This is a genomic window from Natronorubrum tibetense GA33 (assembly GCF_000383975.1).
Classification (GTDB): Archaea; Halobacteriota; Halobacteria; order Halobacteriales; family Natrialbaceae; genus Natronorubrum; species Natronorubrum tibetense.
Window position 1 is genome coordinate 3109756 of sequence record NZ_KB913017.1, and the last position, 14400, is coordinate 3124155.

General features: G+C 63.2%; 14 protein-coding genes. 11 read left to right on the forward strand and 3 right to left on the reverse strand.

Annotated elements, in window-relative coordinates; translation table 11 throughout:
* The first annotated feature begins 84 nt into the window (after positions 1-84).
* The gene (locus tag NATTI_RS0116145; protein ID WP_006090590.1) at positions 85-1089 is read left to right on the forward strand and encodes a hypothetical protein; all 1005 of its coding nucleotides are present in this window, start codon (positions 85-87) and stop codon (positions 1087-1089) included.
* Positions 1086-2162, forward strand: coding sequence for a methionine synthase (locus tag NATTI_RS0116150; protein ID WP_006090592.1), 1077 nt, complete (start codon positions 1086-1088; stop codon positions 2160-2162). Before NATTI_RS0116145 ends, NATTI_RS0116150 begins: the two co-directional genes overlap by 4 nt.
* 118 nt (positions 2163-2280) lie before the next feature.
* Here the strand turns inward: NATTI_RS0116150 and NATTI_RS0116155 are convergent, their stop codons facing one another.
* Both NATTI_RS0116155 and NATTI_RS0116160 read right to left on the reverse strand, forming a co-directional pair.
* Positions 2281-3072 (reverse strand): DUF2182 domain-containing protein, encoded by a 792-nt coding sequence (locus NATTI_RS0116155; protein ID WP_006090593.1) that lies wholly within the window; start codon positions 3070-3072, stop codon positions 2281-2283.
* Between the two features lie 27 nt (positions 3073-3099).
* A complete protein-coding gene (locus NATTI_RS0116160) occupies positions 3100-3705 on the reverse strand; it encodes a DUF1326 domain-containing protein (RefSeq protein ID WP_027119188.1) in 606 nt (201 codons plus the stop codon).
* 301 nt (positions 3706-4006) lie between these two features.
* Here NATTI_RS0116160 and NATTI_RS0116165 point away from each other — a divergent pair, with 301 nt between their 5' ends.
* Positions 4007-4789: a class I SAM-dependent methyltransferase gene (locus NATTI_RS0116165; RefSeq protein ID WP_006090597.1), complete on the forward strand. Its 783-nt coding sequence runs from the start codon at positions 4007-4009 to the stop codon at positions 4787-4789.
* A gap of 30 nt (positions 4790-4819) precedes the next feature.
* Here NATTI_RS0116165 and NATTI_RS0116170 read toward each other — a convergent pair whose 3' ends face one another.
* Positions 4820-5656: a hypothetical protein gene (locus NATTI_RS0116170; protein ID WP_006090599.1), complete on the reverse strand. Its 837-nt coding sequence runs from the start codon at positions 5654-5656 to the stop codon at positions 4820-4822.
* A 200-nt stretch (positions 5657-5856) separates the two neighbouring features.
* Here NATTI_RS0116170 and NATTI_RS0116175 point away from each other — a divergent pair, with 200 nt between their 5' ends.
* The 8 genes from NATTI_RS0116175 (at position 5857) to NATTI_RS0116210 (ending at position 14400) form a co-directional block, all read left to right on the forward strand.
* Positions 5857-6933 (forward strand): TrmB family transcriptional regulator, encoded by a 1077-nt coding sequence (locus NATTI_RS0116175; protein ID WP_006090601.1) that lies wholly within the window; start codon positions 5857-5859, stop codon positions 6931-6933.
* A gap of 305 nt (positions 6934-7238) precedes the next feature.
* On the forward strand, positions 7239-8711 hold the full coding sequence (locus NATTI_RS0116180) for an extracellular solute-binding protein (RefSeq protein ID WP_006090602.1): 1473 nt from the start codon (positions 7239-7241) through the stop codon (positions 8709-8711).
* Positions 8708-9721: a carbohydrate ABC transporter permease gene (locus NATTI_RS0116185; protein ID WP_006090604.1), complete on the forward strand. Its 1014-nt coding sequence runs from the start codon at positions 8708-8710 to the stop codon at positions 9719-9721. Before NATTI_RS0116180 ends, NATTI_RS0116185 begins: the two co-directional genes overlap by 4 nt.
* A 1-nt stretch (position 9722) precedes the next feature.
* A complete protein-coding gene (locus NATTI_RS0116190; RefSeq protein ID WP_006090605.1) occupies positions 9723-10727 on the forward strand; it encodes a carbohydrate ABC transporter permease in 1005 nt (334 codons plus the stop codon).
* A gap of 2 nt (positions 10728-10729) precedes the next feature.
* Positions 10730-11944, forward strand: a complete 1215-nt coding sequence (locus tag NATTI_RS0116195) for an ABC transporter ATP-binding protein (RefSeq protein WP_006090606.1) — start codon at positions 10730-10732, stop codon at positions 11942-11944.
* On the forward strand, positions 11937-12140 hold the full coding sequence (locus NATTI_RS0116200) for a hypothetical protein (protein WP_006090608.1): 204 nt from the start codon (positions 11937-11939) through the stop codon (positions 12138-12140). Before NATTI_RS0116195 ends, NATTI_RS0116200 begins: the two co-directional genes overlap by 8 nt.
* 63 nt (positions 12141-12203) lie before the next feature.
* Entirely contained in the window at positions 12204-13280 is a 1077-nt protein-coding gene (locus NATTI_RS0116205) for a Gfo/Idh/MocA family protein (protein ID WP_006090610.1), read from the forward strand.
* A gap of 151 nt (positions 13281-13431) precedes the next feature.
* Positions 13432-14400, forward strand: coding sequence for a sugar phosphate isomerase/epimerase family protein (locus tag NATTI_RS0116210; RefSeq protein WP_006090611.1), 969 nt, complete (start codon positions 13432-13434; stop codon positions 14398-14400).

Sequence of the window (14400 nt, forward strand, 5' to 3'; positions counted from 1 at the left end):
TAACGGAAACCTCGTGAGAATTACTGTCGTGTATTAACGAGGATGGAAAATATTAAGCGTCGGTATAGCCTAGCCGCATCCACGATGACTGAGTACGTTTCGACCACGCCGGGACTCTTTCCGCTCCCGGACTGGGCGAAAGACGACCTCTCGGACCTGAAGGGACACCAGAAACACGATCTCATCGGCGGCGACGAAGGCGGCGAGATCGCTACCGCCTACGAGAACGCACGTATCGACGTGATCGAGGACCAGCAAGAGGCCGGTCTCGACCGAATCGTCGAGGGACAACTCCGGTGGGACGACATGCTCGCCCACCCGCTGGCCGTCCACGACGCCGTCGAAACCCGCGGCATCGTCCGCTACTACGACAACAACAACTTCTACCGAGAGCCGGTGGTCTCCGGCGACCTCGAGTTCTCGGGAGACGTGGCGAACGAACTCGAGGCCGCAAGCGAGTTGATCGACGGCGACGACCTGCAGGCCGTCCTCCCCGGCCCGTACTCGCTGGCCGAGCTCGCCACCGACGAACAGTACGGCGACGACGCCGAGTTCCTCAGCGCCATCGCGGACTTCCTCGCGGGCGAGGTCGACGCCTTCCCCGCCCACGAGACGCTGTTCCTGCTCGAGCCATCCCTCGTCGAGGAGCCGCCGGAAGACGGTGCCGACGAGCGCGCGAGCGAGGCGATCGACCGGGTCGCGAGCGCGACCGACGCCGACGTCGTCGTCCAGCCCTACTGGGGCGCACTCGAGGAGAAAGTCTACGCCCACCTGCTCGACGCCGATATCGACGCGGTCGGCTTCGACTTCGTCGCGAACCAGGACGACAACATCTACAACATTCAGGAGTACGGCGCGACCGGCGACATCTCGCTCGGACTCGCCGACGGCCAGAACACGCTCGTCGAGGATCCCGAAGCGATCCGCGACCGCGTCGACTGGGTCGAAGACCAACTGCAGGTCACCGAGTTCGAGACGGTCTACCTGACCACGAACACGGAGACGTTCTACCTGCCGTACGCGAAGTACCAGGAGAAACTCGAGGCGCTTGCCGAAGCCGCGGATCTCGCGGAGGTGACAGCCGCATGAGCACGAACGTAAACCGAGACCAGTTCCGACCGGAGGATCACCCGAACGACCACTTCATCCTCACGGGCGTGGTCGGCTCCTATCCCAAACCGAAGTGGCTCAACCGCGCGAAGGAGCTCTATCAGGACCCCGACCACAGCTTCGACGAGGACGACTACCAGGAGGCCAAAGACGACGCCGCTCGCCTCATCACGAACGAACACGAGCGTGCGGGTCTCGACGTCGTCGTCGACGGCGAGATGCGGCGCAACGAGATGGTCGAGTTCTTCGCCCACCGCATCGAGGGCTACGAGTTCAACGGTCCCGTCAAGGTCTGGGGCCACAACTACTTCGACAAACCGTCGGTCGTAAGCGAGGTCGAGTACGACGAGAGCTGGCTCGTCGACGAGTACGAGTTTACCGCCGAGGCAGCGGATCGTCCGGTGAAGGTACCCATCACGGGCCCCTACACCCTCGCCAACTGGTCGTTCAACGAGGCCTACGATGACGACGACGAACTCACCCTCGCGCTCGCCGACCTCGTCAACGAGGAAGTCGAGAAGCTCGTCGACGCCGGAGCCCGATACATCCAGATCGACGAGCCCGCGCTCGCGACCACGCCCGACGACCACGCCATCGTCGGCAAGGCCCTAGAGCACATCGTCGCCGACATTCCCGAGGAGGTCCGCATCGGCCTCCACGTCTGTTACGGCGACTACTCGCGGATCTACCCCGAGATCCTCGACTACCCCGTCGACGAGTTCGACCTCGAACTCGCGAACGGCGACTACGATCAGCTCGACGTCTTCAAAGATCCCGCGTTCACCGCCGACCTCGCACTCGGCGTTACGGACGTCCACGTCGCCGAGGTCGAGTCCGTCGAACAGATCGAGGAGAATATCAAGAAGGGACTCGAGGTCGTCCCGCCGGAACAGCTCGTCGTCTCGCCGGACTGCGGGGTGAAGCTGCTTCCCCGCGATGTCGCCTACGGCAAGATGGCAAACATGGTCGAAGCCGCCCGCAACGTCGAGGCCGACCTCGACGAGGGCAACATCGATATCGAGCGCGGTGCGCCGACGCCGGCCGACGACTAACCTCGAGCGCGCGGTTCAAATCAGCCCCGGTTCTGTTGTGAGGAGCTCCGAAGACAGCTCCTTCAGTGGATCTACCGGTCACTGCGCGGTACGTTTCTTTTATCCACCCTCGAGTGGCCTACACCATCGCGACCGCGAGGAAGGCAATTCCGGCGATGCCAGCGACCACGCCGATCGTCTTCGCTAATTGTGGACCCCACGATACCGTTCGTTCGAGTGAGAGTGCGAGGGCGATAACCGCCATCCAGAGGACGTTCATCGAGCCGGCGACGACCATGAACCCGAACAGTGCCCAACAGCATCCCACACAGAAGAGGCTAAATCGTAGACCCATCCACGCCGCGCCGTAGACCCCGGGGCGATGATACGTCATCAGAAATCCGAAGGGTGATCGACACTTATCTAGGCATTGATACTTGTACGACGATAGTTGGTATCCCCCGAGCAGGAGTAACACGCTTCCGAAGAGGAGCGGTCCACGGTCGTCGGCGAGCGCTGCGAGTGGGACCACCGTATTGACTACCAGCGGGATCAGGCCAGTGACCGTCCAGACGAGCGTATATACCCCGAGCAACGCGCTCAATCTGACCGCCTTCGCGGATCTGGACGCATCCCGAAGCGTTCCGTTATAGAGTCTGAACAACGGGACCGTCGACGGATACATCATGGCGATCATCATCGTCCCCCACATGAGCAGATAGAACCCGACGCCGACGAGACCGTGTCCGATCGCCATCGCCTCCGGGACACCCGGATCGGACATCTGCATGTCCATCTCCCCTCCCGGCATCGGAACCCACCGCCAGAGAATTGCGATCCACGCGCCGAGCGCGAGCACGTACATCGCGACGGCGATGAGCGGAAGCTGGCGACCGGTGAGGATCTGCGTTCTGGTCTCTCGTGTAGCCATCGTTCGGGGAGGGTGTGAGTCGCCGGTTCAGGTGCTTGCCATCTCGAACTCGCCAAAGTACGAGTTATTGCCCCCGACGTCCCACGAGAAGTCGTCTTCGAAATCGACGGTCGCTTCGGTCGTCTTGCCAACGTTTGCTGTTTCGCCCGGTGGAATAAACGGGTGGGGGTATGCCGTTCCCTGACTGTCTCCGAAGCCGACACTTCTGTCGGTTTCGATCGTAACGATATCGCCGGCGCTGAACGAGAGGTTGCCGTTCTCCGTCGAGTAGCTGATGGGAACTACGACACTATCTTCGACGGTCTCGATCAGCGGCGCAGCGGCTTCGAACAATCCGCCCGCCTGGCCGGTGAATATGGTCTCGAGTGCCTCCGCTTGCCGTTCATCAGCAGCTTCGTCGATCACGAGGACGACGTGCCATCCGCCCTCGAGGAGGATTCCATCTTCCCAAACGAGCATCCCGGCTCCCAGCCCGTCTAACGATACGTCGCCGTACGTTCCGTCCGTGATATTCCAGAACCCAGCGAACGTGCATTTGTCGTCATCCGCCGGTTCGTACCACAAACACTGGCACGGGACCGAACAGTTGCACGCTTCGATGAAGTTGCCTTTCAGGCTCCAGTCTTGTGTCATTGGTGTTCTCCTCTTCCCCCTCCACGGTTTCTTCTGTACGCGATCCGGTCTGGATGAGGGCTGAATGTGAGGTTACACGAACGGTCACAAGTAGTCACCCACCGACGTTCTCGCAGTTGCTGCCGTTCGTGCAGCCACTGAAACGGGACGGCTAACTCCTCTGGTGGTCGTGATCGGCCATCCCCATACTGAACAAATTATCCAGGAAAGACGGCGGAAATAAGCGAAGACGATCCCTCTTGACTCGAGTCCACCGCTCGGACGTACACACTCTCAAATAGAGCGACCAACAGTATTGGGTATGGGAAGCAACGAGTCGCGACCAAACGACTGGAACGCCGACGATTACGACGAGAATCACTCGTTCGTCGCCGAGTACGGAACGGACGTGCTCGAGCTTCTCGCTCCGGAGCCCGACGAGCGGATCCTCGATCTCGGCTGCGGGACGGGCCATCTCACGGCCCGGATCGCGGCCACCGGCGCCACCGCAGTCGGCGTCGATAGCGCCGCCGAGATGATCGAACGGGCCCACGAGGCGCATCCGGACACCCTGTTCGTCGCGACCGATGCCCGCACGATGTCGTTCGACACACCCTTCGACGCGGTCTTCTCGAACGCCGCCTTGCATTGGATTCCCGACGAGGAACAGGACGCCACCCTCCGGGCTGTTCGCGATGCGCTCCGCCCCGGCGGTCGGTTCGTCGCGGAACTCGGCGGAACGGGCAACGTCGAGCGGATCGTCGACGCGACGCTCGCGGAACTCGAGGGTCGCGGCTACGACGCCGACAGTCCGTGGTACTTCCCGAGCGTCGGCGAGTACGCCGGCCGGCTCGAGGACCACGGCTTCGAGGTCCGCTTCGCGCGGCTGTTCGACCGGCCGACGGAACTCGATGACGGCCAAAGGGGGCTCCGGAACTGGCTCGAGATGTTCGGTGACAGCCTCTTCGAGTCGGTGCCGGCCGACGAGCAGGCAGCCGTGATCGGGGCCGTGGAGGATCGACTCGAGTCGGACCTCTACGACCGCGACGAGGAAACGTGGACGGCGGACTATCGTCGGCTGCGGTTTCGTGCGGTTCGTCGCTGATCGGCGCTCGAGATTTTCGGACTGTACCGATCAACGCTCGGCGTCCTCGAACGTGTAGAACCGTTCGTCGCAGGCGGGACAGCGTAGCTTCTCCGACGGGAGACTACCGATCGGCGTGACCTCACCGCAGCAACTCGAGCGGCTGATGGTTACCTCCTCGTCACAGAGTGGACACCGCTCGAGGACCGTTCGGAGCGGCCGACCCGCGGCGCGACGGATCGCGTCGGACTCGACGCGGGACTCGAGGGCGCGCGCGGCGGCGAGTTCGGCGATTGCGATCCCCCGCGAGAGCGTGACTGGTGCGCCGGTTTCGGGCATGAGAACGATCACGGATCGGCCCCAACTGCGCCGCGACTGCGCGTCGACCGACGGATCGGTCTGGCGGCCGGCCACCCGTGCGAGAGCTTCGAGATCGGTCTCGCGCAGCGTTCGCATCTCCTGTCGCCAATCTTCGCGAAAGTCGGACTCGAGGGCGATCTCGTCGCCGTGAAATTCGACGACGCCGGCCTCGACGAGTCCGGCGACGATTTCCTCGCCGGACGGCTGTTCTCGCGTCGCGTCGTCGGGTTCGCCACCCGGATCCGAGAGCGATCCGTCGTCGGCCGACGCCTCGGCGTGGAACGGATCGATCGGGAGCGCGGCGACGAGCCGTGGGGCGAATCTGGGCGTGTACGGCACAACGTAGCCGCGAAGCGCAATCGCGGCGGTCCCGATGACGACGACCGAAGCGGCGAGGCGTCGACGGCCCCGGAGCGTGGCGACGGCGACGAGAATGGCGAGTACCACACCGTTGGAGATCGTACACGGCCAACAGCGGTTCTCACCGGTGTACTCGGATCGTCGAATCGGCTCGAGCAGGTCGAACATACGCCCTGCGTTCCGATCGAATCCCCTTCAGTGTACTGTCTCAACAACAGGTTTTTACAACACCTGTTATATTTGACTGACAATGGACGAGCACGTGATACGGACACGAGACACTGCTTCGGCTCGAAGCCGGTGGCGTCAGCCGACCCTCCGCCGTCGGTCGAGCGGTGCGCGCGCGAGCTACGCAACGGTGAGTATCGATGGACGCTGATGAACTCGTCGAGACGCTCGAGGACGCCGGACTGTCGCCGTACCAGGCCGACGCGTTCGTGACGCTGCTCGAGCTCGGCTCTGCCTCGGCGACCGACATCGCGCAGGCGAGTTCGGTGCCCGATCCGCGCATCTACGACGTTCTGCGGGGGCTCGAGGACCAGGGGTACATCGAAACCTACGAGCAGGATAGCCTGCACGCCCGCGCCCACGATCCGGCGGAGGTGCTGGCGGACCTCCGGTCCCGAGCCGATCGGTTCGAGACGGCGGCAGGTGAGATCGAGGATCGCTGGAGCCAGCCCGATATCGAGGAGCACAAGGTAAGCATCGTCAAGCGCCTCGACACGGTGCTGGCGCGGGCCGACGAACTGATCCGTGAGGCCAGCAATCAGGTCCAGATCGGCCTGACGCCCGGACAGTTCGCCGACCTCTCGGACGCCCTCGCGACGGCCCGGGAGAACGGCGTCGACGTCAAGGTCTGTCTGTTTCCGGAACTCGGTACCGAGCCGACGCTGCCACCGACGGACGCGCTGGCTCGTGCCTGTACGGAGGCGCGCTACCGCGACCTCCCGTCGCCGTTTCTGGCGCTGATCGACCGCTCGTGGACCTGTTTCTCTCCTCACGGCAACTCAACGAACGAGTACGGCATGATCGTCAACGACCGAACCCACGCGTACGTCTTCCACTGGTACTTCCTCACCTGCCTCTGGGAGGTCCACGAGACGATCTACTCGGCCCGGCGCGACGAGCCACCGATCACGTACGTCGATCTCCGGCAGTGTCTCCGAGACGTCGAACCGCTGCTCGAGCAGGGGGTGACGATCGAAGCGACGGTCGTCGGGTACGACACCGAGACCGGTCGAGAGGTGACGAAACGGGGGACGATCACCGACGTCGCGTACGCCGGCGTTTCGGCCAGTGACGAACGCGTGATGCCGCTCTCACAGCTCGCGGGAAAGGCGGCGATCACGCTCGAGAACGGCGAGGAACGCACCACGGTCGGCGGTTGGGGGGCGATGCTCGAGGATCTCGAGGCCGTTCGGATTACGATCGAGTCGCTCGAGTGAGGTGTCGGGTGGGTCGGCCACTGGTGGCTCCGATTCAGACCGGCTCGATCAGTGGTGCTTGTGACCCGCAAGGGGTGTCGGTCCCGCCCTGTCCGCGCATTTTTCCGCGAGTGTGGCTGCTGTGTTGAACGGCTGTCGGGGACGTAGAAACTGTGTGTGAAGTCGTGCGTATTCGTCCGTGAGGCCACGAAACGCACGTCTTGGCCGCTTATTCATGTTCTTCTGAGTCTATTAGTTGCCATTAACTACACCTGTTGTACACTGACCAGTAAATATAAATAGTAATATCTATCATGTCTCCTTATATGCCTGGCAAGCACTCACAGGGGAGAAGTCGTACTGACTCGAACGTCTCGCGGCGAACGTTCGTCAAGGCAGCCGGTGCAGGCGGGGCCGCCGTCGGCCTGGCTGGCTGTATTTACGGAAGCGAGACGTCCGAGGACGCCGTCGTCTGGGGAATCGACCCGACCGCCGAGGAGGCGGTCGGCGACGAAATCCTCGACCTGCTGGCGGAGAACGGTGCCGACGGAGTCGACGTTCGGCTGCAGCCCGGCGACGAGGACACGGGCGACCGGCGAGATGCCTACACGAACCTGCTGCAGGCCGAGGAAACCCAGCCGGATCTGTTCCTGATGGACAACGGCTGGGTGAACGTCTTCATCCAGCGCGGACAGATCGCCAACCTGAGCGATGAACTCGACGACGAGGACCTCTCGCAGGTCGACGACGAGTACTTCGAGTCGTTCACCGAGACGGCTCGAGATCCGGATTCCGGCGATCTGTACGGGATCCCGATCTTCCCGGACTACCCGACGATGCAGTACCGCAAGGACTACGCGAGGGAAGCGGGGTACGACGACGAGGACTTCGACGAGTGGGCCACCGAGCCGATGACCTGGTCGGAGTGGGCCGAGGTTACCGAAGAAATCGTTGAGGCCTCCGACGCCGAGTACGGACTCGCGACCCAGTGGGACCAGTACGAGGGTACCGCCTGCTGTACGTGGAACGAGGTCATGTCCTCGTTCGGCGGCGCCTACTTCGGCGGCTTCGACACCCTGTTCGGCCCGGTCGGGGACCGCGACGTGACCGTCGACGAACCGGAGTTCGTCGAGGGGCTGGAGATGATGCGGACGTTCGTCGCCGAGGAGGCGGACGAGCACACCCTCGAGGACGAGTACCCACTCGGACTCGCGACGTCGAACATTACCTCCTGGCAGGAGGAAGACGCCCGCGAGGCCATCCTCGAGGGCGACGCCGTCATGCAGCGCAACTGGCCCTACACGATCAATTCGAACCTCGAGAGCGACGAGGGCGACGACCTCACGGTCGACGACTACGGCGCGATGCCGATGCCCTACGCCGTGAGTCAGGACGAGGCCGCCCAGCCTGGAACCGGCGGATCGACGTCCGCACTCGGTGGCTGGCACATCGTCCTCAACCCCAACTCCGAGAACAAGGAAGAAGCCCTCGAGGTCATTCGCGCGACGATGACCGACGAGTTTAATCTCGGCATGTTCGATCTCTTCGGCTGGATTCCACCGAAGCCACACCTGTTCGAGACCGAGGAGGCGGAACAGGTCGAACCGATGGGTAACTACATCGACACCCTTCGCGTGGCCGGTGAAAACGCCATGCCGCGTCCGGTAACGACGGTGTGGTCGAACCAGTCCAGTCGAATTGCCGAGGAAGTCAACCTCGCCGTCGCCGGCGACAAGAGCCCTGCGGACGCCGCAGCGGATCTTCAGGGCGCACTCGAGGACATCGAAGAGCAAGGATGAGCACCGAAGACCGGACGACCGGCCCGGCTCGACAGTCGAACCGCTCCGGGCCGATCGTCGCGATCACGCGCTGGATGGAGAACCTCGGCGAAACCGGGTTCGCCTATCTGCTGTTGACGCCGGTGATGCTTCTGCTCACCACGATCGCACTCTATCCGCTCTTGCGGACGTTCGAGCTGTCGCTGTACCAGAACGTGCTCTCGAATCCGGAGTTCGTCGGCCTCGAGAACTACGTCCAGCTGTTTACGGGCACGGCAGACTCGCGGTTCCCCGGATCGACCACGTTCCTTCCCGGCGTCAGCACCAGTGGGAGTTTCCCGTTCGTTCATTTCGAGGGACTGCTACGGAGCGCGCTCGCGGTGACGATCATCTTCACCGTCGTGAGCGTTTTCTTCGAGACGATTATCGGCTTCGGACAGGCGCTCGTCCTCGATCAGGACTTCCGGGGCCGCCGGTGGGTCCGCGCCGCGATCATCATCCCGTGGGCGATCCCGATCGTCATCCAGGGGATGATCTTCTACCTGATGTTCCATCCGAGCGCCGGCTTCCTCACGGGGCCGCTGTCCGACTGGGGAATCATCGCCGGATCCAACACGCTCAACGATCCGTTCAGTTCGCTGCTGATCATCACGGTCGCCGACATCTGGAAGACGACGGCGTTCATGGCGTTGCTGATCCTCGCCGGCCTCCAGAGCATCGACCGGAGCCTCTACGACGTGGCGAAGGTCGCCGGCGCGTCCAAGTGGCAGCAGTTCAGGTACATCACGTTCCCGCTGGTTCTGCCAGCGCTCGGCATCGCGATCCTGTTCCGAACGATCGACGCGATGCGGATCTACGGGCTCATCGACTCGGTGTCGGGCTGTACGACCGTCCCGTCGCTGTCGTGTATGGTCGTCGCGACGTTCGACACGAACCGCGGTCTCGCGGCCGCCGTCGCGTTCGTGACGGCCGGGATCATCGGCATCGCCGTTCTGGGCGTCATCTACCAGCAGTACAGGGAGGGGTTCTGAAATGACGACCGCATCCGAACCGACCGAGCAGTCGACGGACGAGATGGGGCCGCTCGAACGGTGGACCCACGGCGTCGTCAACGAGCCCGAAAAGCGCAAGCGGCTGTACCGGGCCCTGTTCTACGTCGCGGCGGCGTTTTTCCTCGTCACGACGCTGTTCCCGTTCTACTGGCTGCTGGTGCTGGCACTGACCCCGAGTGGCGCGATTACGCGTGGCGACTGGAACGTGACCGTCCCGCTTCTCGGCGAGATCCCGTTCCCGACGCCCCAGGGGTTCAAGGTCGCCTCCTTCGTGGAGGTGTTCCAGCAGGTGCCGTTCCACCTCTACGTGTTCAACAGCTTCGTGCTCGCGACGGCGACGACGATCATCGTCCTGATCCTCGCGAGCCTCGCGGGCTACGTCTTCGGTCGACTCGAGTTTCCCGGTCGCGGGCTGATGATGCTCGGCATCTTGGCGGTCTCGTACTTCCCGCCGGCGGCGTTCCTGATCCCGCTGTTCGACGCGTTCCTCGGGAACGCGGTCGTCGTTCCGTTTCTGGGGATCGAACTGTTCGAGCCGCCGCGGCTGGTCAACACGCCGGGCTCGATGATCATGCCCTTCAGCGCGCTGTTCCTGCCGCTGTCGATCTTCATACTCACCACGTTCTACGCCCAGATTCCGGACGGGTTAGAGGACGCGGCGCGCGTCGAGGGGACGACCCGACTCGGTGCGCTGTTCCGCGTGATCATGCCGCTGTCGGCACCCGGCGTCGCGACCGCCGCCGTGTTGACGTTCATCGCGGTCTACAACGAGTACTTCTTCAGCTCGATCATGGCGCTCCAGAACCAGCCCGAGCAGTGGTCGCCGCTGGTTGGCGGGATCTTGAGCTACCAAACGCAGTACACGACGGACTTCAACCTGATGGCTGCAGCGAGCATCGTCGGCGTGTTACCGATGTTGATCATCGTGGTCGTCGCGCAGGAAAAGATTGTCAGCGGACTCACTGACGGAGCACTCAAAGAGTAACAATGGCACGAGTACGACTCAACGACGTTACGAAACGCTACGAAGACATCGTCGCCGTCAACGAGATGAATCTCGACATCGAGGACGGCGAGTTCATCTGTCTCGTCGGCCCGTCTGGCTGTGGGAAGTCGACGACGATGGAGACCATCGCCGGGCTCACGAAGCCGTCCGACGGAACGGTCCACATCGGCGACACCGACGTGACGAAACTACCGCCGAAAGACCGCGGGGTCTCGATGGTGTTCCAGAACATCGCCCTGTTTCCGCACATGGACGTCTACGAGAACATCTCGTTCGGCCTCCGACTGCGGAAGTACGACAAAGACGAGATCGACCGCCGAGTCGACCGGGCGTCCGACATTGTCCAACTCGAGGGGATGTTAGACCGGATGCCAAACGAGCTGTCCGGCGGCCAGCAACAGCGGGTCGCGATCGCTCGCGCGATCGTCCGCGAACCGGACGTCTTCCTGATGGACGAGCCGCTGGCGAATCTCGACGCGAAACTCCGCGTCCATATGCGAACGGAACTCCAGCGACTCCACAAACAGCTGGACACGACGATTATCTACGTCACCCACGACCAGGCCGAAGCGATGACCATGTCCGATCGGATCGCGGTCATCAACGGCGGGAAACTCCAGCAGATCGATCCGCCGCTGGTCTGTTACAACGAGCCCGCGAACCTGTTCGTCGCGGGCTTCATTGGCTCCCCGTCGATGAACCTCGTCCGGGGCGAACTCGCCGCCAACGGCCTGCGGACCGATCACTTCGACCTCGAGTTCGCCGTCGACGACCTCGAGTCCGCCGTCGGCGACGGCGTGACGATGGGGATCCGACCCGAGGATATCTACCTCATGAAGAACGCGGATTCCGTCGATAGCGCGTCCGAGGTGATCGAGGCGCGAACTGACGTCCTCGAACCGATGGGCGACGAGATTTTCGTCTACCTCTCGCTCGACGACACGAGCAGCGAGATGATGACCAGCGAGGAGGTGTCGACGGCCTCGAATCAGTTGCTGATGAGCGTCGATCCCGACACCGTCATCGACGCGGACGAATCGGTGTCGGTCGTCCTCGATCGCTCGAAGATCCACCTGTTCGAGACGGCTTCGGGGACGGCGATCACGCACGGCATCGCGGACCTGTCGTCTCGGCCGACAGCCGTCGAGGCGGAGCCGACGCCGACGGAAGCGGAATCGGGTGGGCAGCATGAGTGAACTCGTTCCACTCGTCTACTACGGCGGACTGACCGTCCTGTTTTTCTTCTGGATCTACGGGATCGTGTCGTTCGCACTCGACCTAAAGCACAAGCTCGTTCCAGGAATCCGGCAGTATCGGCGCGGACGAACGCAGCGCGACCAACGACACCAAGATGACCATGAACGCAAAGAGAACGAAGAGCAGTTGTACTGAGCGAAGCGCCGTCGCCCGGCGACACCCGACCGCAGTCGGCAGAACTAACCTCCCGGAGGGCCGATGACGCGAGAATCGGCGTCACCGGCCGTTCCGACCGGCATCGTCGGTCTCGGAAACATCGGCCACCACCACGCCGAGCGGCTCGTCGATCTCGGCGTGCCGCTGGTCGGCGGGATGGACGTTTCCGCGGAGGCGCGAGAGCGGTTCGCGAACCAATACAGCGCCAAGAGCTACGCAGATCACCACGCGCTCTACGACGACGTCGACGCCGTCGTCATCACCACTCCCAACAAGTTCCACGAAGAGTACGCCGTCGCCGCGTTCGAACGCGACCTCCACGTCCTCCTCGAGAAGCCCCTGGGCCACACCGTCGAGAGCGCGGCGCGGATCAGCGAGGCCGCAGCGAAAAGCAGCGGAACGTGCATGATCGGCTTCAACAACCGGTTCATGAACGCCGTGAAACTCCTCCAGAAGCGGATCGAGCGCGGCGACCTCGGAGAGGTAACGCACGTCGAGGCGAACTACGTCCGTCGTCGGGGCATTCCCGGCCGCGGCTCGTGGTTCACTCGCAAAGAGGTCTCCGGCGGCGGGGCGCTCATCGATCTGGGCGTCCACGCGATCGATCTCTCGCTGTACCTGCTGGGCTACCCGGCGGTCGAGGAGGTGTCGGGCGTCACCCGTTCGGAGTTCGGCTCCCGCGAGGAGTACTCCTACCTCGAGATGTGGGGCGACGATCAAGGTGCCACGGCATTCGACGTCGACGACTCCGCGAGCGCGTTCGTCCGCTGTGCCGACGATCGAACGATTTCGCTCGAGGTCGCGTGGGCGACGAATCGCCCGCCGACCCACGAGTTCATCGTCCGCGGAACGGAGGCCGCCGCGCGGTTCGACCTCCTCACGAACGAACTCACCATCCACTCCGCAAGCGCGGACGTCACCGACCACATGCTGGATACGACGGTCGAGACTCGTGAGAACGACACGCACGCCGATGAGCAGGCCGCGTTCTTCGATATGATCGAGAACGGCGGTGACGCGGGCTCCAGCGTCGAGGAGGCGTTGACCGTCCAGCGGATCGTCGACGGGATCTACCGCTCGAGCAAGGACGGGCGGTCGGTCACACTCGACGACACCTGACGGCTCGAGTGTGGGCGGTCCCCGCGGGGATGCGCCGTCGGACGATCGGAAGGTCACGCAACCGATCGATGACAGCGTAGTTGCTACTACAGTTTTATTTTTACTATAATAGATAGAAATATATTTGCCACTGGCTCCGCTACCGATTCGTATGGACATCGGTGTACACACGCCACCGCTGGCGGACGAATCGCTCGAGGGTGCACTCGCGTACCTCTCCGAGATCGGCGTCGACGCGATCGAACCGGGCGTCGGGGGTTATCCCGGCGACGACCACCTCGTTCGACGGGAGTACCTAGACGACGAGGACGCACAGGCCGAGTTGGCGGAGCTGCTCGAGACCTACGGGATGCGGATCAGCGCGCTCGCGACGCACAACAATCCGCTGCATCCGGACGACGAGCAGGCAGCCGCGGCGGACACCGAACTCCGCGAGGCGATTCGGCTCGCCGACCAGTTGGGTGTGAACACGGTCACTTGCTTCTCCGGGCTGCCGGCCGGCGGTCCCGAGGACGAGGTTCCGAACTGGATCACGGCTCCGTGGCCCTCGGAACACGCCGACGCCCACGAGTACCAGTGGGATGTCGCCCTCGAGTACTGGTCGGACCTCGCCGCACACGCAGACGAGCACGGTATCGACCTCGCCATCGAGATGCACCCGAACATGCTGGTCTACGAACCCCACGGGATGGCTCGCCTGCGCGAGGAGACGAACGACCGGGTCGGCGCGAACTTCGACCCCTCGCATCTCTACTGGCAAGGAATCACGATCAGCGACGCGATCCGATACCTCGGCGAGCGCGACGCGATCCATCACGTCCACGCGAAGGACACTCGAGTGTACGAAGAACAGGCCCGCGAGAAGGGTGTTCTCGACACGACGGCGTACGACGATGAGTCGAATCGGTCGTGGCTCTTCCGCTCGGTCGGCTACGGCCACGACGAATCCCACTGGAAGGAGATCGTCTCGACGCTCCGGATGGTCGGCTACGACGGCGCGCTGAGCATCGAACACGAGGACTCGCTGACGAGTTCGCGCGAGGGTCTCGAGAAAGCCGTCGATCTGCTCGAGCGAGCAGTGTTCCGCGAGCAACCCGGGGACGCGTACTGGGCCGAGTAA